This window comes from Aminobacter sp. BE322 (assembly GCF_050433525.1).
Taxonomy (GTDB): domain Bacteria; phylum Pseudomonadota; class Alphaproteobacteria; order Rhizobiales; family Rhizobiaceae; genus Aminobacter.
Genome location: NZ_JBNPXB010000031.1, coordinates 1 through 21,960 on the forward strand (window position 1 = coordinate 1; position 21,960 = coordinate 21,960).

At 59.8% G+C, this 21,960-nt stretch carries 28 protein-coding genes and 1 pseudogene; 11 read left to right on the forward strand and 18 right to left on the reverse strand.

Annotation, left to right across the window (positions count from 1 at the left end):
- Positions 1-136: 136 nt before the first annotated feature.
- Both J2X50_RS23830 and J2X50_RS23835 read left to right on the forward strand, forming a co-directional pair.
- Positions 137-1,117: an MvdC/MvdD family ATP grasp protein gene (locus J2X50_RS23830; RefSeq protein WP_429098565.1), complete on the forward strand. Its 981-nt coding sequence runs from the start codon at positions 137-139 to the stop codon at positions 1,115-1,117.
- Positions 1,110-1,799, forward strand: coding sequence for a hypothetical protein (locus J2X50_RS23835; protein ID WP_429098566.1), 690 nt, complete (start codon positions 1,110-1,112; stop codon positions 1,797-1,799). Before J2X50_RS23830 ends, J2X50_RS23835 begins: the two co-directional genes overlap by 8 nt.
- Before the next feature lie 53 nt (positions 1,800-1,852).
- Here J2X50_RS23835 and J2X50_RS23840 read toward each other — a convergent pair whose 3' ends face one another.
- From J2X50_RS23840 to J2X50_RS23860, 5 genes are read right to left on the reverse strand one after another with little or no spacing between them, the layout of a single operon-like run.
- Positions 1,853-2,755, reverse strand: a complete 903-nt coding sequence (locus J2X50_RS23840; protein WP_429098567.1) for a 3'-5' exonuclease — start codon at positions 2,753-2,755, stop codon at positions 1,853-1,855.
- A complete protein-coding gene (locus J2X50_RS23845) occupies positions 2,752-4,773 on the reverse strand; it encodes an ATP-binding protein (protein WP_429098569.1) in 2,022 nt (673 codons plus the stop codon). The genes J2X50_RS23840 and J2X50_RS23845 overlap by 4 nt, the downstream gene beginning before the upstream one ends.
- Complete coding sequence (locus J2X50_RS23850) at positions 4,770-6,098, reverse strand: SIR2 family protein (protein WP_429098571.1); 1,329 nt, start codon at positions 6,096-6,098, stop codon at positions 4,770-4,772. Before J2X50_RS23850 ends, J2X50_RS23845 begins: the two co-directional genes overlap by 4 nt.
- A gap of 10 nt (positions 6,099-6,108) precedes the next feature.
- Positions 6,109-6,618 carry a GNAT family N-acetyltransferase gene (locus tag J2X50_RS23855; protein ID WP_429098572.1) on the reverse strand — a complete coding sequence of 170 codons (510 nt, stop codon included), beginning with the start codon at positions 6,616-6,618 and terminating at the stop codon, positions 6,109-6,111.
- Between the two features lie 3 nt (positions 6,619-6,621).
- Positions 6,622-6,924: a DUF1778 domain-containing protein gene (locus J2X50_RS23860; RefSeq protein ID WP_429098574.1), complete on the reverse strand. Its 303-nt coding sequence runs from the start codon at positions 6,922-6,924 to the stop codon at positions 6,622-6,624.
- Between the two features lie 309 nt (positions 6,925-7,233).
- On the opposite strand from J2X50_RS23860, the gene J2X50_RS23865 reads away from it, so the two are divergent.
- A complete protein-coding gene (locus tag J2X50_RS23865) occupies positions 7,234-7,512 on the forward strand; it encodes a hypothetical protein (protein WP_429098575.1) in 279 nt (92 codons plus the stop codon).
- A gap of 152 nt (positions 7,513-7,664) precedes the next feature.
- Here the strand turns inward: J2X50_RS23865 and J2X50_RS23870 are convergent, their stop codons facing one another.
- The 7 genes from J2X50_RS23870 to J2X50_RS23900 all read right to left on the reverse strand — a co-directional run bounded on the left by J2X50_RS23870 (position 7,665) and on the right by J2X50_RS23900 (position 11,841).
- Positions 7,665-9,083, reverse strand: coding sequence for an IS1182 family transposase (locus J2X50_RS23870; RefSeq protein ID WP_202311524.1), 1,419 nt, complete (start codon positions 9,081-9,083; stop codon positions 7,665-7,667).
- Positions 9,084-9,552: 469 nt separating this feature from the next.
- A complete protein-coding gene (locus tag J2X50_RS23875; protein WP_429098577.1) occupies positions 9,553-10,386 on the reverse strand; it encodes a transglutaminase-like domain-containing protein in 834 nt (277 codons plus the stop codon).
- Between the two features lie 12 nt (positions 10,387-10,398).
- Positions 10,399-10,662, reverse strand: coding sequence for a DUF1488 domain-containing protein (locus J2X50_RS23880; protein ID WP_202311527.1), 264 nt, complete (start codon positions 10,660-10,662; stop codon positions 10,399-10,401).
- The gene (locus J2X50_RS23885) at positions 10,659-10,988 is read right to left on the reverse strand and encodes a hypothetical protein (RefSeq protein WP_429098579.1); all 330 of its coding nucleotides are present in this window, start codon (positions 10,986-10,988) and stop codon (positions 10,659-10,661) included. Before J2X50_RS23885 ends, J2X50_RS23880 begins: the two co-directional genes overlap by 4 nt.
- 154 nt (positions 10,989-11,142) lie before the next feature.
- Positions 11,143-11,286, reverse strand: coding sequence for a hypothetical protein (locus J2X50_RS23890; protein WP_429098581.1), 144 nt, complete (start codon positions 11,284-11,286; stop codon positions 11,143-11,145).
- Positions 11,279-11,581 carry a hypothetical protein gene (locus J2X50_RS23895; protein WP_429098583.1) on the reverse strand — a complete coding sequence of 101 codons (303 nt, stop codon included), beginning with the start codon at positions 11,579-11,581 and terminating at the stop codon, positions 11,279-11,281. The genes J2X50_RS23890 and J2X50_RS23895 overlap by 8 nt, the downstream gene beginning before the upstream one ends.
- Positions 11,578-11,841: a hypothetical protein gene (locus J2X50_RS23900; protein WP_429098584.1), complete on the reverse strand. Its 264-nt coding sequence runs from the start codon at positions 11,839-11,841 to the stop codon at positions 11,578-11,580. Before J2X50_RS23900 ends, J2X50_RS23895 begins: the two co-directional genes overlap by 4 nt.
- 505 nt (positions 11,842-12,346) lie before the next feature.
- Between J2X50_RS23900 and J2X50_RS23905 the strand changes: the two genes are divergently transcribed.
- The 5 genes from J2X50_RS23905 (at position 12,347) to J2X50_RS23925 (ending at position 16,264) form a co-directional block, all read left to right on the forward strand.
- Positions 12,347-12,664 carry a co-chaperone GroES gene (locus J2X50_RS23905; protein ID WP_429098586.1) on the forward strand — a complete coding sequence of 106 codons (318 nt, stop codon included), beginning with the start codon at positions 12,347-12,349 and terminating at the stop codon, positions 12,662-12,664.
- Positions 12,665-12,704: 40 nt separating this feature from the next.
- Positions 12,705-14,330: a chaperonin GroEL gene (gene groL, locus J2X50_RS23910; protein ID WP_429098588.1), complete on the forward strand. Its 1,626-nt coding sequence runs from the start codon at positions 12,705-12,707 to the stop codon at positions 14,328-14,330.
- A gap of 74 nt (positions 14,331-14,404) precedes the next feature.
- Positions 14,405-14,797, forward strand: coding sequence for a hypothetical protein (locus tag J2X50_RS23915; protein WP_429098601.1), 393 nt, complete (start codon positions 14,405-14,407; stop codon positions 14,795-14,797).
- A 75-nt stretch (positions 14,798-14,872) separates the two neighbouring features.
- Entirely contained in the window at positions 14,873-15,040 is a 168-nt protein-coding gene (locus tag J2X50_RS23920; protein WP_429098590.1) for a hypothetical protein, read from the forward strand.
- A gap of 207 nt (positions 15,041-15,247) precedes the next feature.
- Positions 15,248-16,264, forward strand: a complete 1,017-nt coding sequence (locus tag J2X50_RS23925) for a fatty acid desaturase (RefSeq protein WP_429098603.1) — start codon at positions 15,248-15,250, stop codon at positions 16,262-16,264.
- Positions 16,265-16,418: 154 nt separating this feature from the next.
- Here the strand turns inward: J2X50_RS23925 and J2X50_RS23930 are convergent, their stop codons facing one another.
- The 6 genes from J2X50_RS23930 to J2X50_RS23955 form a co-directional block, all read right to left on the reverse strand.
- Positions 16,419-16,622 carry a hypothetical protein gene (locus tag J2X50_RS23930; protein WP_349009058.1) on the reverse strand — a complete coding sequence of 68 codons (204 nt, stop codon included), beginning with the start codon at positions 16,620-16,622 and terminating at the stop codon, positions 16,419-16,421.
- A 67-nt stretch (positions 16,623-16,689) separates the two neighbouring features.
- On the reverse strand, positions 16,690-16,932 hold the full coding sequence (locus J2X50_RS23935; protein ID WP_202311546.1) for a hypothetical protein: 243 nt from the start codon (positions 16,930-16,932) through the stop codon (positions 16,690-16,692).
- A gap of 135 nt (positions 16,933-17,067) precedes the next feature.
- Positions 17,068-17,403, reverse strand: coding sequence for a hypothetical protein (locus J2X50_RS23940; RefSeq protein WP_429098592.1), 336 nt, complete (start codon positions 17,401-17,403; stop codon positions 17,068-17,070).
- Between the two features lie 141 nt (positions 17,404-17,544).
- Positions 17,545-17,886 carry a hypothetical protein gene (locus J2X50_RS23945; RefSeq protein WP_429098594.1) on the reverse strand — a complete coding sequence of 114 codons (342 nt, stop codon included), beginning with the start codon at positions 17,884-17,886 and terminating at the stop codon, positions 17,545-17,547.
- Between the two features lie 20 nt (positions 17,887-17,906).
- A complete protein-coding gene (locus J2X50_RS23950) occupies positions 17,907-18,116 on the reverse strand; it encodes a cold-shock protein (RefSeq protein ID WP_429098595.1) in 210 nt (69 codons plus the stop codon).
- A gap of 439 nt (positions 18,117-18,555) precedes the next feature.
- Positions 18,556-18,741: a hypothetical protein gene (locus J2X50_RS23955; RefSeq protein ID WP_429098596.1), complete on the reverse strand. Its 186-nt coding sequence runs from the start codon at positions 18,739-18,741 to the stop codon at positions 18,556-18,558.
- A 418-nt stretch (positions 18,742-19,159) separates the two neighbouring features.
- On the opposite strand from J2X50_RS23955, the gene J2X50_RS23960 reads away from it, so the two are divergent.
- The 3 genes and pseudogenes from J2X50_RS23960 to J2X50_RS23970 form a co-directional block, all read left to right on the forward strand.
- A complete protein-coding gene (locus J2X50_RS23960; protein WP_429098597.1) occupies positions 19,160-20,383 on the forward strand; it encodes a GAF domain-containing sensor histidine kinase in 1,224 nt (407 codons plus the stop codon).
- An 83-nt stretch (positions 20,384-20,466) separates the two neighbouring features.
- On the forward strand, positions 20,467-20,841 hold the full coding sequence (locus tag J2X50_RS23965) for a response regulator (RefSeq protein ID WP_429098599.1): 375 nt from the start codon (positions 20,467-20,469) through the stop codon (positions 20,839-20,841).
- Between the two features lie 286 nt (positions 20,842-21,127).
- A pseudogene (locus tag J2X50_RS23970) lies at positions 21,128-21,865 on the forward strand (ArdC family protein); the annotation flags it as partial.
- Positions 21,866-21,960 lie beyond the last annotated feature (95 nt).

The window sequence follows — 21,960 nt, forward strand, 5'->3', positions numbered from 1 at the left end:
AAGCGGATTGACGTCTCCCAGGCCATGATCCTCGTCGCCATGGGCGGCAACCTCCTACGCCGGAATGCCCATCCCTGACTTTCCAAACGGACTCTCAGGCCCCCGGAGATGACGACCCGGATCCTGAGGACGAGGGATGCTACTAGTCGTCACGAACAAGTCCGACCTTGCTTGCGACTATCTGATCCTTCGCCTCAAAGAGCGTGATATCCGGTTTGTGCGGCTGAACACGGAAGATTTCGGCCGGGCGTTCCAGATCGACATCTCGTTCGACGGCGGCTCGAAATGCCGCCTTACGATCAAGGATGGGCAGACGTTCAGCATCGAGGAGATTACAGGCGTATATTTCAGACAGCCGCGCGCGCCCAACGTGCCGGATGGCACGGCCGATACAGACCGCCTGTTTGTCCAGCGCGAGCTTAAGGAAACGCTCCGCGGCCTGTGGCGGCTGATCGATACCAGGAAATGGCTAAATCATCCCCGCGATCTGTGGCTTGCCTCTAACAAGCTTGAGCAGCTTGCCGTTGCCGGCAGGCTTGGATTCCGCATCCCAGAAACCTGCGTGAGCATGTCGGCAACGCGCGTGCGAGCGTTCTATGACGAACATGACGGCCGCATCATCTGCAAAGCTGTGAAGAACGGCTTCAGCCATGACAACGATACGGTCACGCTGGCAATGACGCGGCGCGTTGACCGCGCGTTTATCGACAACTTCGACAGCTATGCCGCCGTGCCGATGATCTACCAGCGCGAGATTGCAAAAGCATACGATGTGCGCGTGACCTTGATCGGCGATCGGCTTTTCCCGGTCGCCATCCATTCGCAGGAGCGAGAGGATACTGAGGTTGACTGGCGCCATTGGGATGTCAGCGCCTTCGATCTCAGGCACGAGCAGATCGAGCTTCCGCAGGACGTTGCAGCGTATTGCCGCGCCATTGCCAAGCACTTCAATCTGGGCTTTGCCGCGATCGACCTCGTGCGCGGGATCGATGGACTCTTCTACTTTCTCGAAGTTAATCCCAATGGCCAGTGGGCGTGGATCGAGCAAAAGACCGGCTATCCAATCCGCGATGCGATCATAGATCGCCTGACTGTGCGGAGCGCGGCCTATGCGTGAGATTAGCGAAATCCGGGAGCAATTGTCATCGCAGGACAACGAGGTCCTTGAGCAGTCGCTGCGTTTTGCAAGCGCGCGCTGCGCGCAGGAAGCCGAGCGCGGCAAGGCCGCAGAAACGCGGGCAACTGCCATGCTGGCCATTCTCGGCATTCTGGCCGGCTTCATCGTGCCGCTTGTCGAGACGGTTGAAGCGGCGAAGGGCGACGACAAGTGGTTCCTGCTTGTACTCTTCCTGGGCTCCCTGCTGTTCCTCGTGAAGGGGCTCTACAACGCGGTGCGCGTTCTCGGGGTTTCCAAGATATACCGGCTGGAGATCGAGACGGTTTTCGATTTTCAGCCGCTCTCCCGACCGGACGCCCTGCGCGAAGAAATCGCAGGTCTGATATGGGAGTACCGGAAGGCGATTCAGCCAAATACCGAAAAGCTCTTCAGATTGCATCGATGCCAGCGAAGCGGCTTGCTTGCGATCATCTTCTTCATGCTGTTCGGTGTTCTCCTGCTTGCCGCGCGTGAAGAATGGCTCCAACTGCCGCTATGGGCAGCCGGTGCCCTTGCCATCCTTGCGGTGCTTCTCCTGGCTTTTGGCGATAAGCTTTTCGAGCGGCTCGGTATTTGGGGTAGTGCGAGAAAGATCGCCCCTGCCTCCAAGCCCCCAGATGCGAAAGAGACGGTCGTCTCCTGACCCGAAAAGGATGGGGTTAGCCTCCTTCAACGCGTCGAGACGACCGCTACCTGCTACACTCGCTCAGAGAACCGTTCATAGGCCGTGATCCGAGAAGGTTTCAGGTCAATGTCACGCTGATAGATTTCCCTCTTCAGAAATGTCAGTTCTGCCTCTCTCTGTTCATCAGCGACATCAATATACCAAGCACGGGGACGACCGTTCTCCTCTCCGTTCCAACGATACCCCCGAGACTTGAGCTGATCCTTGAACTCGAATGGCGAACCTTCGGCCCAGATTCGCCATGTCGGCATGCGAGCACGCTTCAGCAAATGCCCCAACGCATTGACGCCAGACTTCGGAAGCGTATGCGACAGAACCTCGATCGCTGCCAAACAGTCATTCGCCGCGCGATGCCGATCGTAGAAGAAGCCACATCCCACCGCGAGATATGCAAGCTTGGTGCCCTCGAACCCCTCCGCAGCCCAGTCGACCTCCGACATGGAGCAGGCCCAGGGCTTGAATGAAAACGACGGACAGAAGCGCTCAAGAAACTTGCGATCAAAAGCAGCGTTGTGGGCAATGACAACACCGGCGGAAAGCGCAAATTGCGTGACCTCCTCCGGATCGATCTTTTGGCCAGCCGCCATCGCGTCGGTTATACCTGTCAGCGAGGTTATCGTGGGCGGTATCGGAGCCGCCGGCTCTCGAAGTCGATCAAACGGCTCCCCGACCTCGACGATGATGCCGTCAAGCGAATACTGGAATGGCACCATAGCAAGCTCGATAATTTCGTCCTTCGCCGGGTCGAGACCAGTCGTTTCGACGTCCACGAACAGCCCGAGGCGGGTATCCCGTTCGGATATCCCCGTTACAGGCGCCCGCGGCTGCAGGCGACGGAGAACCCGGTAGTCCTGGCTTGCCTCCAGGAGAGCTGCCGCTGCTTCCAGCGCTGCTGCATCCGGCTGGCCCATCATGCTGGAGCCGTATCGGCGGCTCCGGCTGGAGCAGACGGCGCGATCCTGACCAGAGCCGCTCGTCCCTCCTCGTGGAACCAGAGCTCCCCGATCTTCGCGTCATCGCTTTTCGGAAGCGGATTCGCTTCCCGCACCTTGAAGGTGGTCGGGAGGTTCACCGATGTTCCGAAGACGAGCGCGTGCTGCTTCGGCAACGACGGCAAACGCTTCAGAACCGCTTCGGAAATGAATGGCGTCATCTGCCGGATCTGCGAAAGGTCATCCGGGTTCTGTATGCGATGGATAACGAAGTTCGAGCATTGAGAAAGCACGGTTTTCGAGAGTTCGCTCGGTCGTTGCGACGCGACCAACAGGAAAAGCCCGTATTTTCGCCCTTCCTTGGCGATACGCTCATAGATCTTGCTGGCGTCGATTGCATATCGGGAGGTTGCTTCGGAGATGTACCGGTGCGCCTCTTCCAGAAGCAGATGCACCGGAAAGCGATTTCGTGGATCGGCTTGCCGCAACAATCTGAACGCCATCCGTGCAAGCACAGATGCCACCAGCTCGACGACTTCATCCTCGACCGCGTTCATATCGACGATGATGATCTGATCACGCTTGAGCCAGTTCGCTCCATTGCGCTCAAGACCCAGGAGGCTTTCCAGAAATTTGTCGCGAGACAGTTCCGCCTGTCCGCCCGCCGCATTGTGGCGAAGAAACTCATACTCGGGGCGCTCCTCCAGGGATTTGAAGCGCGTCAACATCTGCGAGCAGTAGTCTCGAATCTGCCTGTTCCCATGCGCCTCCTCGTAAAGTATCGCTAGGTCCAGCGCCTCGCCCAATGCCGCGAAGTCGAACGGCAGATTGGAGTAAGCCGGCAACTTCAGGCCGTCGATGACGAATCCACCACCATTTTCATCTCCGAGAAGGTATTTCGTCAGGCCATCCGGATCGGCCATCTGGCCGAAACTAATCTTTATGTATGGCTTGATCTTTGCCGTGCCGATTTCGGCGGTGTTGAAGCGCTGTAGCAGGCCAATCATTCGATCATGCTTCGAAGGGCTACCGGTATCATCGCGGAGAATCTGGCTCAGGCAGGTAGCAAGGATATGATTTTTTATGCCCTTCAGTTCGCCGCTTGCTTCCGCAGAAAACAGTGTCGCGAGGCCGAGAGCCATTCGCAATATCGGAAGTTGTGTTCGCTCACTGGCCTGAAGCAGCAGCTCCCATTCTGATTGCTCCAGGAACCAATGCGGGAGGCGGAACTTTCCGTCGGACGCGGTCCCGTCCAGCACCACATGGGCGACGCCAATTCCGTTCTCCTTGGCAAGCGGCGTCAGCGCATTGGCGTATTCGCCGTTCACGTCGAAGACCACAAAAGTCGCCCCTCGGGCGTGGAACTCGTCCGCCTTGTCGAACAATGACTGGAGCACCGAGGCAACGGTGCAGGACTTGCCGCTCCCGGTGTTCCCAAGCACAGCGGTATGACCGCCGAAAAAGTCGTCGATCCGGACCTTGACGTCGTAGCCCTCGAACACTACCGAGCGGCCGATCGACAGGGCACGAAAGCGCGTCGCATCTTCAAGCACAGGCGCGGCGCCATTGAGGCCCAGAGCAGGTTCACTCGGCTGGTCGGTCTCGAAAACGCGATCAAGCTCCGCATCGAGAGCATAAAGCGCGTCCGCGTAAAGTGACGGAAACACGGAGACGCCGAAGCGGAATTTGGCGTTGCGATCCTGCGGCAACATCCCCACCGGCACGACGTCGAGATACTTCGCTGACGCCGCCTTGTCCAACTCCCCCTCGCCTCGCCCGGCGCTGGTGATGTCCCGCTCTCGCAGGCCGACGACCTCGACCACGACATATTCCGTCTGAACCGGAATCATCAGGAACGAGCCAAGGCGGGCGACATAGTGAACGTCATCGAACCCGACGATTGTGAAATTATCCGTGCCGGCGTGCATCTCGACGACGAAGCGGTCGGCCGCGACGGAGACCACCTTGCCGATGGCGCGTTTGCGGTCGTCGCGGCTCATTCGCTGTCTCCATCGTCGGAAGGAGCTTCAGCCTTCTTCGGGGACATCGCCTCCAGCACTTTCCGGATCGCATCGTCGATACGCTCGCTCGGTCGCTGGGGCATGAACTCGTCGATGATCGTATCGAAATAATGCGCCTTGCGGCCCGCTTCCGGGCCGCTGCCGCCGATGATCCAGATGCGGGGATCATTCAGGGCGCGGAGCTTAGCCAGCTCTCCTTCAAGTGTCGGATCGACGAAGATTACCAGGCGGAATGTCGGTATGGTGAGCGCCTGGTAGATGATATTGTTGATGTGCTCGTCGCCGAAGGCGTATCCCATCGTAAAAAGAACGCTTTGTTCCCTCACGATCCGCGACTGGAACTCGCGAAACAGGTCCGCATAGGGTGATCCGAGGCTGGAATTTTGCTTTGCGGGGGTGGGATAGATCATCACCTTCCCCAGTTCCTGCCCCTTCGAAACAGCCATTTCGCGGATCGGGAACAGCCCGTGGTCGTCTTCGGTCCAGCTAATCGACCCATGAATCTTGCAGAGATAGACGAAGCCATCCACAGCCGACCATTTCCGGTTCGTCAGATCGAGCTGCTCGGCAAGTGCGTAACGGAAGGTGGCGGGGTTGAAGCGACGCTCCACTACGCCGGAGAAGCCATTAGCGTAAGGCAGGCCGAGCCGGTCCATCGCCGTTTCGTTGAAAAGATCGTAGTTGGTGGTGAAAATCCATGGACGCGGCAGCGAGCGATCACGCAGGACCAGCTTTCTGTAGAAAGTTTCGTAGAGTGTCCCGACGGTACTGTCGCCATTGGCGAATGCGCCGTTCGTGCATTTGTCCCATAGGAACGCCTGAACCTTCTCGATGATCGAATTGACAACCTTCAGATTTTCTTTCGCCTTCTCAAGCTTGCTGCGCGATAGCGAGAACCGCAGGCTGAACAGCAGCTCCATCAATCGTTCGAGGTTACGGGCAAACTCCTTGTGGCCAATATCGATCCCGAATTCGTCGGTGAGAACCTTCCGCTCGGCGGCGGTTGGGAATCCTGCCTTATCGACAGTCCGCGCCTTCGTGAACTCCTTGGCGAGCGGCTCCATGGTTGGGATGCCAACGTCCCGCCATTCCTCGCCTAGCAAATCGTCAGTTTGCTTGACGTAGTACGACGAGCACCCTGCCCCAAGCAGGAACGCCACGTTCTTTGCGTTCAGAGATTCCGACAGCGCCTTCCTGACGACATCGGCGCCGGCCGGCCATTCGAGATCACCGGCATCACCCTCGACGCCCCGCAGAAACTTGAATGTCAGTTTCTCAGGTTCTTCTCCATCGGAATCCGCCACGAACACCCCCTCATTTGAACAAAGCCTCAATATCCGCCATTGGGCGGAATAATTTCATCGGCTGATCCGGAAACGACAAAAAACTCTCACGCTCGTAGAAGCGCTTTGCGCTCTCATCCTTGGCGTCCACGATCACCGCGAAGGATGCAATGTCGCTGCGCACAGCCCGGTAGAGCGCGTCCGCGAGAAGAAACCTACCATAGCCTCTTCCCTGATAACGCTGATCGACGGCAAGACGACCCAGCAAGGTCGCCGGGATCAATGGGTAGCGCGGCAGCTTGCGGATAGTCGCAGCCGGCAATTCCGGAAGCCTTACCGCCGTCGAAGAGAGCGTGTAGTATCCGGCGATGCCACCGTCCTGCAGCACGAGGACAAAAGGCGCCGCCATCTTCTTTCTGGCGTCCTGTCCGGCCTGCGTCTGGAAATATCGGTTGAGCGGCTCTACGCCGCTTTCGAACCCCGATCGGTCATGTTGCGGGCCGAGAACCTCGACCCGCAGGATGTCGTCCCCTTCCCCCACTCGTTAGACGCCTGTTCTCTCGCGATAGTAGCGAACGGTATCGCGCAGCCGCTCGTTGACAGGCCGTGGTTCAACCAGAGCCTGGACGAACGCCTGGCTGTCCCGCACTGAAAGCTCCAAATGTTGATATTCCTCGACAGCGCGCCGCGCCGCATCCTGCACGCTTGTCAAAACGAAATCCGTCACGGTCCGTCCTTGCAGCGCAGCGGCATGTTCGATCAGACGCTTCTGGTCAGCGGTCACGCGCGTCTCAAGGCGTTCCCCCCGGACGCGGCCAGTCATTGACCTCTTTGCTGCTTCGGCCATTTTCGATCTCCAATCTACCGCATATATGTACGGCCAGTGGCCGGAAAAATCAAGATGCAGTCCAGCCAGCGAGAGGATAACGCCGGCATTGCCATGAAGCCAAGATGCAGATTTTATCGGGGTAGCTGGGAATTCGACGGCTCCGGCCCGAGTGCAGCAGGCTGTTGCACAATTGCCGTGAGACCACGATGCTGCTCTCCCAGCGCCGGAAAGCACAGAGAATCCTCGAGTATCCGCTGATTTCGTGGTCGGGCAGCCGTTCAAGATGAAACGCGCTTAGCGCACACCCCGATCGGAAAGCGAGGTTGAATGTTCCGCATCCTTTCCGGCTGGATCGAGAAACGCAGGCAGATCCGTCGGCGATGGCAACAGGACGCGCACGCCTTGATCGGACAGCATGGGCCCGAAGCCTACTATGAGGCGCAGCGTCTTGCCGCCCGCAGTCGCGCCCAGGCAGACAGGTCCGGGTTCTGGCATTGGGCGAAGGTAGCTTCCGAGGTCGCACGTCTCTCTCCGGTCGTGCAGATGGACATGAAGGTCGTGCAAGCTATCGCCGACGAGGAAATGCGGAAACACCGGCGCTCCTGACAGATTTTGCGGGGGGAAAGCATTCCCCCTGGTCGGCACTGCGTTGCCGGCACACCCCCATCGAGCGGGGAGACCCCCAGGCTGTGCCAAAACGTCAGCCGTCGGATCCGCAGCGCCTGCCAGGTGGAGCCGAAGCGAAGCGCCGCCTCGCGTCAGCTCGGGGTAACAACCCTCGTTCCGAATGTGTTCGCGGCGTGTAGGATGTTGAAGGCTAGGATCGACAGCGCCGCCTCCGCCTTTACCGCCCTAAGTCCTCTAGTTAGGAACCTTCCGCCACCCGACATTCGCTTTATGGTGCCGAATGGATGCTCGACCGTGCATCGCCTGATCGTCATCAAGCTGGGATTGGCATGGATTCGGGCCTCCATGCGATCGAGGGCACCTTGATCGACAAGCCGGTGAATTGTGCGCTGGGCTCCCGGCGTGCATCTCGGCTTCAACGCACAGGTCGCGCAGGCCGAGGTACGGTAGCGCATCGCCCGATTGCGAGTATGGATTCCGGACGGGCGTAGAGTTTGCCCGCCGGGGCAACGGATCGTGTCACTGTCCTCGTCGTAGAGGAACTGTACCGGTCGAAAATGTTCGGAATTCATCGCGCCGCGCTTGATCGGCGCAGCGACCTCAATGTTCTCGCGTTCGCAACGGGCGACTTCTTCGGCGTTTGAGTAGCCGCCGTCGGTCAACACCTGGAGCTGATCTACCTCCAGCACGGCCTTAGCCGCGACTGACATCGGATGAAGAAGGTGGCTGTCGTTCGCGTCACTGTAGACGTCATGGTGGACGATCAGCCCACTCGCAACGTCCACGACGCTTTGCAGATTGTACGAGGGAAGCTTCGGCGCGTGGGCATACCCCATCGGTTTGGCCTCCGGCTCGCCAAACACGAGTACCTCCTCGTCCCGCCGATCGAGTTCCTGCTGTCGCCTGGCCAGCCGGTCCTTCCGACGCTGCAGGGAGGCAATGGCGGACTTGAAGCCTTCGCGGTGCAGTGGTTGATCATCAAAGCCTCGCGCGACGGTCTCGTCGATTATGTCCAGGCGGTCGAGATAATAGGCGATCTCTTTTTCGGTATGCGCGATATCGCGCGCGAGCCGCTCCGCCCCGGCGATGTTCTTTGGACTGGCGACCGCTCGCATCTTGGTGCCGTCGAGTGCGACCGACCGGCCGCCTACCAAATTCTGCTCGCGACAGAACAGCACGAACGCGGCGCTGGCGGCGACGATCGCGTCGGGATAGTCGTGCCGGAAGGCGGCAATGGTCCGATAGTCCGGCGCGAGTTGCCGCATCAGCCAAATTGCTTCAAGGTCGCGCTTGCAGGAGCGCTCCAGATGTCGCGATGAACGGGCTTGATTGAGGTAGCCCCAGATATACAGTCGGAGCATGTCGCTGGGATGATAGCCTGGTCGTCCGGTCGAGGCCGCAATGGCGCGTGTGAAACCAAGCTCAATCATATCCAGGCTGTCGACGAAAGCATCGACGACGCGGACGAGCGCGTCAGACCCAACATAGTCATCGACACATGGGGGAAGCAGATTGGCCTGATCTCGCCCTATTCCCTCAATGAAGCTCATAGACACCTCGGCAAAGCAGATCAGAAGAGTCTGATTCTACACTTGTTTGCTCATAGGGAAAAGCTTTGTATTCGGTCTCGAATAACTACACAGAGGCAGTACCGAGACACCTCGCCGACCTCCAAACTTCCGAGAAAAGGTGGTTTCCTGCCCTTCGGCACTTTGGGCGACGAACCTGCGAAAGATGTCATTCAAACAGTCTTCGCACTTCGACGGGACGCGCCTGAAGTCAGCCACAGGCCCGACTTTTCCGTTTGCTGAAAGTGGATATTACGAAGATGAAACTTTAGGTCGCGCCCGCAACGGCTGAAGGCATTGGAATCGCGCCAACCTAACGTCGGGACCCGGTTACAGTCAGCGGACCATGGCGGGTGCCTGACTAAAGTGGGTTATCTTTGGAAAGGTCTGCGGCGCTTCCGGTATCCATTGCCGTGCCGCCTGTAGCCTTGGTGTCCGGTCCCAAGGCGCCTTACTCGCGATGCTCTTGCGCCTGTTGCAAGCCCGATACCTCGTAAGTCCATACTCGGAACGCCTTCAGAATATGCGGGCCGAAGGAGTTGACGAGCGGTATGTCGGTCGCGTCGCGGCCGCGCGCAACAATGATTCTGCCGATCCGAGGGACGTTGTTGCGCGGGTCGAATGTGTGCCATTCGCCATCGAGGAAGACCTCCATCCATGCGCTGAAATCCATCGGATCGACGACGGGGACGCCAATGTCGCCGAGGTGACCGTTGACGTAGCGAGCGGGGATGTTGAGGCATCGGCAAAACGCGACCGCCAGATGCGCGAAGTCGCGGCAGACGCCGACGCGCTCGTTGAACGCCTCGAAAGCCGTCCGCGTTGAACGGGCCTGCATGTAGTCGAAGCGTATGTGCTTGTGGACGAAGTCGCAGATCGCCTGCACGCGACCCCAGCCGGGCGGGATTGTGCCGAACAGGTCCCATGCAATCTGGCTGAGGCGGTCAGTCTCGCAGTAGCGGCTTCCCATAAGGTAGACGAGGCAATCGTCGGGCAGATCCGCGACCGCAAGCTCACGCGCGTCTGGCACCACACAGTCCAGCTCTCCGTCATCCCAGATCGTCGCATCGCCCCACATGGTCAGGTCGCCGGCAGGCGCGACCAGCCTCCGGCAGCGGTTGCCGAGCAGATCTCGGTAGGTCGATACGGGTACATCGGGCGTGGTGAACGTCGTCTCCGGCACCCTGATGTCGGCGGCACGGTCGTCGTGAACCGAGAGCAGGCACACCAGAGCAGTCGGCTGCTGGCAGGTCAACGTGATCTCGTAGCCATAGCGGATCAGCATTGACTTATGCCTCTACCGGAAATCGGCGGCGGTAAGCGTATAGGAGGTTTGGCGGCGATGGGAGTAGGCCTCGCGCGCGACATCGTGGATCGAACTGCGCGCCGTATCGAAAGCCGTCAGGCAGTCGGCTTCGGACAGCTGCGTCTTGCCGGGTTTTGCCAGCGCTGAGGTCTCGACAAAGAATGGCACCTCGAACATGCCGTCATGCCCGATGAAGCGAACGGCGTTGCGCACTTCGTCGAAGCTGCGGCTCGGATTGGGAAATTCGAGCGTCACCCTCGGCATTCCTCTGCCTTACGTGGTGCGGTCCGGACGCCTGGGTTGCCTCCATCTCGGCGGCGCGCTTCGTTACGGCGATTGAGCGACAGCATGCCGTCGGTCGCAACCCGCTGGGTTAGCCCGATCATCGTGTTGCCGTCGATGTGGGCCGGAACCCCCGTGAAGACATGGTAGACGGTCCAGGAGCGATCCGCCTCGACACGTCGGCCATAGTGAAGATCCGGGGAGTCATGGCCGTGCGCGCCGCCCTCGTTTTCCCATCTGTCGATGGCGAAGTCCGCAGTCTTGCGTGTCTGCTCCGGGTAGCTGTTAGGGGCGTTCATAGTCGTGTCCTTTCTCCGTTCGGCACGTCGGCTTCGAGCGCGCCGGCATAGATCCAGCGCCGTCCCCATAGGTAATCGTCATGGCGTCGGGTCGTTGCGGCATGTTGAGCGATTGCATCGCCTTTCTTCTTTGCCCCGCAGGAGCATCACGGATTCAGTTCTTGCCCTTGCCGCGGGGTCCGTTGGCATTTGCGGCAACCTTGATCTGGTTCCCGAAGCTGCTTTCAGGCTTTGGTGGGGCCTTCTCCTGTTTTGGCTTTCTGATCTCGCGATTGCTTCGTTTCTGGCCTTTAGCCATGTCCGAACGTCCTTTCGATGAGAGTTGCGCCACTGCCGGATTGCGACATGTCGACCGGCTCGAGGCTGTCCTGTGTCGTCACTCGCTCATGCCGCTCGTCGTCGTTGCGAATGCGATATTGCAGCGAATCTCCCCGTGCCGGCAGCGTGCCAGTGATGTGGTAGATATCAGTGGGCAATGCTGGCCTGATGAAGCCGCCCTTCAGCCGGACAGCCTGTCCGATCGTGAAGAGATGGGCAGGAGCTTCTTGCCGAGCGGGGCGGCTCACACGCCGGATGGGATTTGTCGATATCATGACTGTTGGTGATCCTTTTCGAGGGCGGCGTCGAGATCTGCAGGATCAATCGGTGCCATCTGATGTGTCTGGCCATCAATGCCGATGGCGGGCAGGTGAACAAAGGCGCCGACTCGTCTCCAGGCGAGGCGAGAGGATACCTCCAACAACTCTTCATCCTGGTCCACGCGATAGTCGCCGGCAGGCTGCGCGGCGTCGAAGCCGGGCAGCATGAAGGGTGCGGAGAACCGGACGATCGTCTGTGTGGTGCGCGTTGTCATGGTCGATACCTCCGCAGGAGCACGCGACCGCGCTTCCTGCATCTTCCCATTCGAACCGGAACGAACTTCCGTGCTGCCAGTACATCCGTGGTCAGCGGCGGGTTCATTCCTGGGTTCGAACAGAGCGATATGCACGCCGGGGTCGGCGCTTGATGCATTCGCTATCGAGAATTCGGTGGTGAATGGCGGGTCTCTGACACCGCAATAAGCCAAGTCGGCCAAATCAACGAGATTTACATATGGGCTTTACCCGCCACTTAGGCAAGGAGCACGCCGATTTTATTTCGTATGGGGTTGAATAATGATTCATCCATAAAAATAAAAATCAATGAAAAGGCAGGAAATACGTATTGAAAACAACAAATATCGCATTGATAGAAGTGATATAAATTTTCGCAATTCCGCCTTTTCAAAGAAATACGTTTAGCACTCCTATCATTCGAGTGCCAAAGTCGCTATGTATCTGAGGTGGCCGCCCTATGCGCTGGCCCCAGAAAGAACCCCCATGAAATTCCGGCCACTCCATGACCGCGTCGTCATTCGACGCGCGGAAGGCGATCTCAAATCCAAAGGCGGTATCATCATTCCCGACACCGCGAAGGAGAAGCCGCAGGAAGGCGAGGTGATCGCCGTCGGCCCCGGCTCCCGCGACGAAAGCGGCAAGCTCGTTCCCCTCGACGTCAGGGCCGGCGACCTCATCCTGTTTGGGAAATGGTCCGGAACCGAGGTGAAGATCGATGGCGAAGATCTCCTGATCATGAAGGAGGCCGACATCATGGGCATCGTCGAGAAGACAACGGCAGCCTCCAAGAAAGCCGCCTGACCGGCCGATCCCGATCTCAAGACCGAAATGGACGAACATCATGTCTGCCAAAGAAATCAAATTTGCCGGTGACGCACGCGACCGCATGCTGCGCGGCGTCGAGCTGCTGAACAACGCCGTCAAGGTGACGCTCGGGCCGAAGGGACGCAACGTCGTCATCGAAAAGTCGTTCGGCGCGCCCCGCATCACCAAGGACGGCGTCACCGTCGCCAAGGAGATCGAGCTTGCCGACAAATTCGAGAACATGGGCGCGCAGATGGTGCGCGAAGTGGCCTCCAAGACCAACGATCTTGCGGGCGACGGCACCACCACGGCGACGGTGCTCGCAGCCTCTATTCTGCGAGAAGGCGCCAAGCTGGTCGCCGCCGGCATGAACCCGATGGACCTCAAACGCGGCATCGACCTCGGCGTCGCGGCCGTCGTCAAGGAAATCCAGACGCAATCGAAGAAGGTTAAATCCTCCGCGGAAATCGCGCAGGTCGGCACCATTGCCGCCAATGGTGACGCCGCCGTCGGCGAGATGATCGCGAGCGCGATGGATAAGGTCGGCAACGAAGGCGTCATCACCGTCGAGGAGGCCAAGACCGCCGAGACCGAGCTCGACGTGGTCGAGGGCATGCAGTTCGACCGAGGCTACCTCTCTCCCTACTTCGTCACCAACGCCGAGAAGATGCGCGTGGAACTGGAGGATCCCTACATCCTCATCCACGAGAAGAAGCTCGGCAACCTGCAAGCCATGCTGCCGATCCTCGAGGCCGTCGTGCAGAGCGGCAAGCCGTTGCTGATCATCTCGGAGGATGTCGAAGGCGAGGCGCTCGCAACGCTGGTCGTCAACAAGCTGCGCGGCGGCCTCAAGGTCGCCGCCGTCAAGGCACCGGGATTCGGCGACCGCCGCAAGGCGATGCTGGAAGATATCGCCGTGCTGACCGCTGGCCAGGTGATCTCCGAGGATCTCGGGATCAAGCTGGAGAACGTCACGCTCGACATGCTCGGGCGAGCAAAGCGCGTGGTCATCGAGAAGGATACGACCACGGTCATCGACGGTTCCGGCGACAAGGCCGGTATCGCCGCGCGCATCAGCCAGATCAAGGCGCAGATCGAGGAAACGACTTCCGACTATGACAAGGAGAAGCTGCAGGAGCGGCTGGCGAAGCTTGCCGGCGGCGTCGCCGTGATCCGCGTCGGCGGCGCGACCGAGACCGAGGTCAAGGAGAAGAAGGACCGCATCGACGACGCGCTCAACGCTACGCGAGCGGCTGTCGAGGAAGGCATCGTGCCGGGCGGCGGCGTGGCGCTGCTGCGCGCCAGGACCGCGCTGGCCTCGCTGACAGGTGACAATGCCGACATAACCGCAGGCGTCTCCATCGTGCTCAGGGCGCTTGAATCTCCGATCCGGCAGATCGCCGAGAATGCCGGCGTCGAAGGCTCGATCGTGGTCGGCAAGCTGACGGACAGCAAGGACCGCAACCAGGGTTTTGATGCGCAGACCGAAACCTATGTCGATATGATCAAGGCCGGCATCGTCGATCCTGCGAAAGTCGTCAGAACTGCCCTGCAGGATGCGGGCTCGATCGCAGCGCTCCTGATCACCGCCGAGGCGATGATCGCCGACATTCCCGCGAAGGAATCCACCCCGTCGGCCGGCAACGGCGGCATGGGATACTGAAAGCAGTGCCTGAACCGTTCGGCCGGCGCGGCCGGACAAAGCAATCCTCACCACAATCTGGAAGGAAGACCTCCATGGCTACACAGAGCACGACGAAACCATCTTTCTCCCGTCGGTGGGAAGACTATCAGCCTTCGAAGACCATGCTGGTCTGGGCATGTGTCGTGGCGATGATCGCCACGATCGTCGTCGGCTTCAGCTGGGGCGGCTGGGTCACCGGCGGCACTTCGCAAAATATGGCGAAAGCGGCTGGCGACACGGCGCGCGGAGAACTGGCATCCGCCATATGCGTTGAACGGTTCAACGCGGCGCCGGATTCCGCAGCGAAACTTGCCGAGTTCAAGGCGATACCGGACAGCTTCAAGAAGCGGCAGTTCGTCGAAGCCGGCGGCTGGGCGACGATGCCGGGACAGACATCGCCCGACAGGCTGGGTGCGCAGGCATGCGCCACCGCTCTTTCCGCTTGAGGCCAAGCCGATTTCCAAACGGCGCTCGGGCAAACGCCGGAGCGCTTCAATCTGCTGATCAAAGGAGCGTGAACCATGATCTCGTTTGTGAAAAAGCCGGATCCGCAGCAACCGGCTGAGAACGTCGAAGACAATCGCTTCGAGCAAATCCGGAAGGCAGCGGCTGAACGGCATCGCAAGTCGGATACCGACGGAACGCGCCGTCGAGCACGCCAGACGGCTGAAGACAACCGTCTCATATGAGAGAGCTGCGGCGACCATCCCGCGCACAGGTCAAGGTGCCCGCTGCTTGCCGGCGAGGCTTTGGGTAGCGGGTGAAGGACATTGAGCATCATGAGCCCTTCAAGCAGAGCCCAATCGGCGTGGATGTCGATTGGGAATTCCGCTGCTGCTTGCCGTGATCATCGAACCGTTGGAGTCTGAATACTGTTGACGAACGCCGTTGCATCGATGTCCCAGAACGAAGTTGGCAAGCGAGCCTGGCCCAGGATCCTGTCCGAATATCGGAAACCTCACAGAGGCCGCAGCCTGTTCGAACTGGCGGTGACGCTTGTCCCGTTCGTGAGCCTTTGGACGCTTGCGGCGATTGCGATCCAAAATGGTTTCTGGTGGGGCGTCGTTTTGACTATCCCGGCCGCGGGCTTCCTGCTTCGCCTGTTCATGATCCAGCACGATTGCGGCCACGGTTCCTTTTTCGCCCACCGAACGGTGGATGACTGGACCGGCCGCGCGCTTAGTGTCCTCACGCTGACACCCTACGATTACTGGCGCCGTGCGCATGCGGCCCACCATGCGTCTGCCGGCAATCTCGATGAGCGCGGCGTTGGCGACATCACGACGCTGACCGTGGCCGAATATCGGTCGCTGTCCAGCGCCCGTCGGCTCGCATACAGACTCTACCGCAACCCGATCGTGATGTTCGGCATCGGCCCGATCTGGCTTTTCCTGTTCAAGCAGAGACTGCCGTTCGGGATGATGCGCTCGGGCATGGAGCCCTGGGTCTCGACCATGGCGACCAACCTGGCGATCGTGGTGCTGGCGGCCGGCCTGATCTGGCTGGTCGGCCTGGGGCCGTTCATCCTGGTGCACCTGCCGATCGTAGCATTGGCGGGATCGGCGGGCGTCTGGCTGTTCTATGTCCAGCATCAGTTCGAGGAAACACACTGGTCGCAAGGTCCGGAATGGCAATTCCAGGATGCCGCCTTGCACGGCTCTTCCTACTACGACCTGCCGTGGGCGCTGCAGTGGCTGACCGGCAATATCGGCATCCACCACATCCATCATCTCTCCAGCCGGGTGCCCTATTATCGGCTCCCGGAAGTGCTCAGGGACTATCCGGAACTAGGCGCCATTGGCCGGATAACCATCGTCGAGAGCCTTCGCTGCGTGCAACTGGTCCTGTGGGACGAGTTCAGCCGGCGCCTCATCTCGTTTCGTGAGGCACGCCAAGCAACACCACCAAGGTAGCGTCGGCCAACCTCACGTTGCCATGAGTAGCCGCCTCCGCTGACAGAAATCCGATTTACCGGCGTGGGATCGAAGCCGACCAGCAGCCATGAGGAAGGCGTCGACGGCCTGCGGCCTCGAAGCGAGGCAGTGAGAATCGTTCCAATCTTGGATCTCAGTGAATCGTGCTCGCACCATCTGCAGGGTGAATACGATTCAGGATTGCGACCATCTCTTCGGCGTCACGCATCTGCATCCCGGTCGTCTGTCGGCTGCCGACTTCAGCGGGGCGTCCCGTGAAGGCATCGAAGACCGTCCAGGTCCCGTCCGTGTCAATGCGTCGGGCGTAGCGACTGGTCGTCGGTTTGAGGCTGCTCATGATACCTTTCGACGGTAGCGATGCACGACGGGTCAGAACGTTACACGGCTTGCGGCATGCCCAATGATCAGTGCTGGCGCTCATGCCGAAGCGCCTTTTCGACGCTGTTCTGCTCCTCGCCGTCGTCGGGGCGGTTCAATGTGACGGTGCAACGGATCAGGAAATTCCAGTTCGGGCCGTGCTCGATGATGAGATGCAAGTCGGTAATCTCCTCGAAATAGTGCTCGACGCTCTTCGGCCCTTCGTCGGTGCTATAGTCGATGACGGCCTTCCAGCGTTTGTCCGCATGCAAGGTGAAGACATTGCTCATGCGGAAATCCTGCGCCCGGCCGTCATCAGAAGGTGATGCTGGTCAGCACGATATAGAGAAGCGTGCCGGTCACGCTGCCGACCATGAGGACGAGCAGCCAAGCGGACGGATCGGCATTCAGCCGGGCGAGAAATCTCAAGCGGCGGCCTCATCGTGTGGGTGGGGAAGGAGCGTGAGAGGAGCAGTCCCATTCTCGGCTTCCCACTCGCAAAGCGCATTGCCGATGAACTTGGCCATACTGCTCACGGGAATGCCTAGCTTCAATGCGTCACCTGCCGTGAAGGCGGCCAGAAGGCCGGCCTCCTCGCTCACGCCATGCTGGAACTCCCTGACCAGCGGGGCGGCGAGGCGCTTCGCGTCGAGGCTCCCGGCCGAGATCGCATTGCGTGTGCAGGCGCCTGCATGGACGCGTATGATCATGTTCATATCGGCCGATGTCAGATGCTGTTGCTGCTGGGGAACGGAAGACATGACGTCCTCCTTTCGCGGTCGGGGCAAGGGCACGATGGCCGCCCTCAACCGGCAGCGCCCTGAACGAAGCCGCCGACGCTTTGACCCTAGCAGCATTCAGCAGGTCGCGCGAGTATATTCGCCCGTTTGAAGCAGCCTGAGCTAAGCCGGAGATCGGGAGTGGCGTGGCATAGAAGCCTTCATCCGGCGTGGCTTGTTTGCGAGTACCGGGTTGGGTGACAGCTTTGCCTCGGCCTCCATCCGCGCCTGCCGCAGCCTGGCGGTCTTGGCCTCGCGGCGCTCGGCTTCCGCGCCGATGAGGGCGCGTGCCGCATGGTCCGTGATATCGGCCTTGGTCTCGGCCTTGGACGACTTGGGTTTGAACAACTCATGCTCTTTGATGGATTTTCGCATATCCGCCTCTTCACCAGAAAGCAAAAAGGCCGGGCGAACCCGGCCTCTCCAATGCGCCTCGATGATCAGTGCCAGTACATCCGCGGTCAAGGATCAGAAGCGCAATCCCGTTACGCAGCCTGGAGATTCTCGGCCGCGCTCTTGCCGTTGCGGTTGTCCTTCACGACGTCGAAGCTGACCTTCTGGCCCTCGACGAGCGAACGCAGGCCGGCCCGCTCCACGGCGGAGATGTGGACGAACACGTCCGGCTGGCCGTTGCCGAGTTCAATGAAGCCGAAGCCTTTGGTCGAATTGAAGAACTTTACGGTTCCAGTATTCATGACGATTTCCTTTCAATCGCTCACAGAAGATTGCTTTGTCGCGCAAGGTGCGCGGCAAACGGTTCAGGTCGATTTTGAGAGGAAGATCGCAGAAGGCGCTGTTTGCGCCAGAAACAAAGTTCGACAAGCAAGATCGATATTGGGAACATAAGCGACAACGACGTTCGAAACAAGGCGCACTCGCGAATAAACTTTTTGCCGCCGGAGAACTAAGCTATTGCAGGAGACTCGAATTCCAGAAGCCCTCATTCGTAATGTGAGGTCGGCGGCGCTGACGACATGGATGATTGGCTGCAGCCCCCTGTAGAGTCTCGCGGCAGCGGCCCGAACGGATGCGCGGGCACCGTAGAACGCAGCGAGGCATGCATCTTCGCAGGGCTTTTCAACCGGCGCTCAGACGCGCCGTAGACTCAACTCTGAAACACCGGCAAGGCTGTCGTCAGTCTGCCAGGCCCCTGGTTCGGCCGGCGATGCGAAAGTTTCTGCTCTCGATGTCGACTACCTGTCCGCATCCGGAGCATTCGAGCTGCGTGTGGTTGCGGATCCAGTCGATGCTCTTGTTGGTCTCATAGCCGCAGACAGGACAGATGACCCCGATCTCGTCCTCGTCATGGCTGGCCGGCATTGGAGTCACTCTCAGGAAGATGAGCGAAGCCTTGAAGCCGGTTCAGCCGACGTTCGCAATTGTTTTAACGGTTGCGCCCTGCCGGTCTACCAAGAGGCGAACCGCAGCGGGCACCATAGCCTTTCTCACGGCAAAGGCTATAAGCGGACCACACTATCGTCGCCGTTCATGAATATATCCGCCGAGTCCGCGAAAGATCGCACGGGCAGGTCGGCAATACAGATCGCGCCGTTCGCCCAAAATGTCCGGCATCTTCCATCCGACAAGAGACTCTTTGCGATCGCCGCAAGTCGTGCTTCTAATTGCGGCCCGTCTCTGGCTCACGCATTCTAAGATCGATATCCCCATTGGCGGCGAGTTCGTCTCAGCGTCGCCGGCACGGAGATGTCTCCGCTACAATCTCACTGAAAGCCAACAATTGAAAAGCGACTATCAAAGGGACATCGACGCCATCGGGAAGATCGACGCAGTGCCGACCATCCTCGACGTGGTGTGCCGAACGACGGGAATGGGATTTGCGGCTGTCGCACGCGTCACCGAGGATCGCTGGATCGCGTGCAGGGTGCTGGACCATATCGCGTTCGGCCTTCAGCCCGGAGGCGAGTTGAAGGTCGAAACCACCATCTGCCACGAGATTCGCCAAAGCGGAGAACCCGTCATCATCAACAACGTTGCAGAAGATCCCGTCTCTTGCGGTCATCCGACGCCGGCGATGTATGGCTTCCAGAGCTATATCTCCATGCCGATCCTGCGCAAGGACGGCTCCTTCTTCGGGACGCTCTGCGCTATCGATCCGAAGCCGGCCAAGCTCAAGGATCCGGAAATCGTCGGGATGTTCAGGCTCTTTGCAGAACTGATCGCCGCTCATCTCGATTCCGTCGATCAGATCGCCGTGAGCGAGCAATTGCTTGCCCGGGAAAGGGCATTCGGCGCGATGCGGGAGAAGTTTATCGCCGTGCTCGGCCATGATCTGCGCAATCCACTCGCCTCTATCGTCTCCGGAGCCAAGCTGCTGATGCGCAGGCATGAGGCGGAACCCGACAGCAGACAGATCCTGCTGCTGATGCAGGGAAGCGTGCTGCGCATGCGTGGTTTGATCGACAATATCGCGGACTTCGCGAGATCCAGGCTGGGAGGCGGTCTGACGCTCGATCTGGATGCGGATGCCAGTCTCCTCGAACGAACACTCGATCAGGTTGTCGACGAACTGCGGACCACGCACCCTGATCGGTCGATCATTGCCGAGGTCTCGGTGGAACACGCCGTGCCCGTGGACCACGGTCGTATCGCACAACTTCTTTCCAATCTGATCGGCAATGCCTTGAGCTACGGCGACGTGGACAAGCCTGTCCGCGTGTCAGCAAAAGCAGATAAGTCGGGTTTCGAACTCGCCGTGGAGAACAGCGGCACCCCAATTCGGGCAGAGACGCTTGCAAACCTTTTCGAGCCCTTCGCGAGAGGCGAAAGTGGACGGAATGTCGAAGGTCTCGGCCTTGGGCTGTTCATCGCTTCCGAAATTGCGAAGGCCCATGGCGGAACGCTTGGAGTGACATCGAACGACTCATCGACCAGATTTGTTCTGGATATCCGTTCAGCACCGGCCGCTCGGGAAAATTCCAGCCATCCGGAACCAAACACCTAACGGGCAATTTCCTCTACTTGCAGCGAGCTGCCATTCCCGATGCGCGGAGGCTTGGATGCAATCCTGCATCATATGGAGCCTCGGTGACCTCCCGCCCTGCAGCCAAGATACTCGTTGTCGAGGATGAGCCCCTCATCCGGATGGATCTGGTGTCATCGCTCGAAGATATGGGCTTTCCGGTTCTCGCGGCGGCCAATGCCGACGAGGCGGTCGCGATACTGGAATCCGATCCTGCCATCATGACAGTGATCACGGACGTGGACATGCCGGGAACCATGGATGGCCTCGCTTTGACCTTTGTGGTTCGGGACCGGTGGCCGCCTTGTCACCTCATCGTCGTGTCCGGCCATAGGAGACCGAATACATCGGATATGGCCGAAGGCAGCCGGTTCATCAGAAAGCCGCTCACGACAGATGACCTTCACAGAACGCTCGCCGAATTGGACGTCGGAACCTGACGATCGCTTTCCGAGAGCACACTACGGACCAGCTTTATCCGCTTCAGAGCGCTCGCGCCGCGCAGTGAACTCCATCGCCAAAAGTACCGTCGGCCTTGTCCTGAGCGGGGCATTGGAACCTTTCGGCTTGCGGGACGTGACATTGCCCCCTGGGCTCGCACGATTGGTGGGTTTTAGCACAGCCTGCCCCGCAACGCCCCCTTTAGAGTGAGAGTGGGGACCGGGTTTGCCGTGACGGGTTGAAAGCCGGAGGAGAGTCCGACGGTGCCCGTCGCGGAGAACCGCGATGTCGAGATATGACCGCACCCCAGGCTCCGGCTCGCACCGGGCGAACCTTTACGACGAAATCACCGGCAAGATCATCGCCGAGCTTGAAGCTGGACGCTTCCCCTGGGCTCAACCCTGGGGCAAGGCCACGACCAAAGCCCCGCTCGGCTTGCCGCAGAACGCCAGCACCGGCCGCGCCTATAGCGGCATCAATATCCTGATCCTCTGGGGGGCCGTCGTCCAACACGGCTTCCCGGGACAAGGCTGGCTCACCTTCCGCCAGGCGCAGTCGCTTGGCGGCAATGTCCGCAAGGGCGAGCGCGGTACCACCGTCGTCTATGCCGATCGCTTCACGCCCGAGGACGAGAAGCGGCGCGCGAGAGAAACCGGCGAGGAACCGGGGACGATCCCGTTCCTGAAGCGCTTCACCGTGTTCAACACCGCGCAATGCGAGGGTCTGCCCGAGGACATCGCCGTCGCTATGCCGCCCCCGCCGCCGGATCTGATCGAGCCGAGGGTCGAGGTCCTGATCAAGGCCACCGGCATCGACTTCCATATCGGCGGGGATCGCGCCTACTATGTCCCGGCCCTCGACCATGTGGTCGTCCCGCCGCCGCAAGTCTATTTCGAGCCGATCAACTGGCACCGGACGACCCTGCATGAGCTGGGTCACGCCACGGGTCATGCGTCCCGTCTAGCCCGCGATTTCTCCGGCAGCTTCGGCACGAAGAAATACGCCTTCGAGGAGCTGATCGCGTTATCCTGACTCTGTGATCCTGTCTCAGAATCATGCATTGGAGGCGCCTCACCACGGCTCCGGTGAAGCTCTTCAGACGTCCGGGTCAAGCGTTC

Excerpts from the sequence above, each read along its gene's own strand:
- J2X50_RS23890 (WP_429098581.1), bottom strand. The coding sequence starts at position 11,286 with ATGGCTAAAGGCCAGAAACGAAGCAATCGCGAGATCAGAAAGCCAAAA.
- J2X50_RS23930 (WP_349009058.1), bottom strand. The coding sequence starts at position 16,622 with ATGAGCAGCCTCAAACCGACGACCAGTCGCTACGCCCGACGCATTGAC.
- groL (WP_429098588.1), top strand. The coding sequence starts at position 12,705 with ATGTCTGCCAAAGAAATCAAATTTGCCGGTGACGCACGCGACCGCATG.
- J2X50_RS23875 (WP_429098577.1), bottom strand. The coding sequence starts at position 10,386 with ATGCTGATCCGCTATGGCTACGAGATCACGTTGACCTGCCAGCAGCCG.
- J2X50_RS23895 (WP_429098583.1), bottom strand. The coding sequence starts at position 11,581 with ATGATATCGACAAATCCCATCCGGCGTGTGAGCCGCCCCGCTCGGCAA.
- J2X50_RS23940 (WP_429098592.1), bottom strand. The coding sequence starts at position 17,403 with ATGTCTTCCGTTCCCCAGCAGCAACAGCATCTGACATCGGCCGATATG.
- J2X50_RS23840 (WP_429098567.1), bottom strand. The coding sequence starts at position 2,755 with ATGATGGGCCAGCCGGATGCAGCAGCGCTGGAAGCAGCGGCAGCTCTC.
- J2X50_RS23845 (WP_429098569.1), bottom strand. The coding sequence starts at position 4,773 with ATGAGCCGCGACGACCGCAAACGCGCCATCGGCAAGGTGGTCTCCGTC.
- J2X50_RS23860 (WP_429098574.1), bottom strand. The coding sequence starts at position 6,924 with ATGGCCGAAGCAGCAAAGAGGTCAATGACTGGCCGCGTCCGGGGGGAA.
- J2X50_RS23950 (WP_429098595.1), bottom strand. The coding sequence starts at position 18,116 with ATGAATACTGGAACCGTAAAGTTCTTCAATTCGACCAAAGGCTTCGGC.
- J2X50_RS23865 (WP_429098575.1), top strand. The coding sequence starts at position 7,234 with ATGTTCCGCATCCTTTCCGGCTGGATCGAGAAACGCAGGCAGATCCGT.
- J2X50_RS23905 (WP_429098586.1), top strand. The coding sequence starts at position 12,347 with ATGAAATTCCGGCCACTCCATGACCGCGTCGTCATTCGACGCGCGGAA.
- J2X50_RS23870 (WP_202311524.1), bottom strand. The coding sequence starts at position 9,083 with ATGAGCTTCATTGAGGGAATAGGGCGAGATCAGGCCAATCTGCTTCCC.
- J2X50_RS23955 (WP_429098596.1), bottom strand. The coding sequence starts at position 18,741 with ATGCCGGCCAGCCATGACGAGGACGAGATCGGGGTCATCTGTCCTGTC.
- J2X50_RS23830 (WP_429098565.1), top strand. The coding sequence starts at position 137 with ATGCTACTAGTCGTCACGAACAAGTCCGACCTTGCTTGCGACTATCTG.
- J2X50_RS23900 (WP_429098584.1), bottom strand. The coding sequence starts at position 11,841 with ATGACAACGCGCACCACACAGACGATCGTCCGGTTCTCCGCACCCTTC.
- J2X50_RS23925 (WP_429098603.1), top strand. The coding sequence starts at position 15,248 with ATGTCCCAGAACGAAGTTGGCAAGCGAGCCTGGCCCAGGATCCTGTCC.
- J2X50_RS23935 (WP_202311546.1), bottom strand. The coding sequence starts at position 16,932 with ATGAGCAATGTCTTCACCTTGCATGCGGACAAACGCTGGAAGGCCGTC.
- J2X50_RS23915 (WP_429098601.1), top strand. The coding sequence starts at position 14,405 with ATGGCTACACAGAGCACGACGAAACCATCTTTCTCCCGTCGGTGGGAA.
- J2X50_RS23920 (WP_429098590.1), top strand. The coding sequence starts at position 14,873 with ATGATCTCGTTTGTGAAAAAGCCGGATCCGCAGCAACCGGCTGAGAAC.
- J2X50_RS23885 (WP_429098579.1), bottom strand. The coding sequence starts at position 10,988 with ATGAACGCCCCTAACAGCTACCCGGAGCAGACACGCAAGACTGCGGAC.
- J2X50_RS23835 (WP_429098566.1), top strand. The coding sequence starts at position 1,110 with ATGCGTGAGATTAGCGAAATCCGGGAGCAATTGTCATCGCAGGACAAC.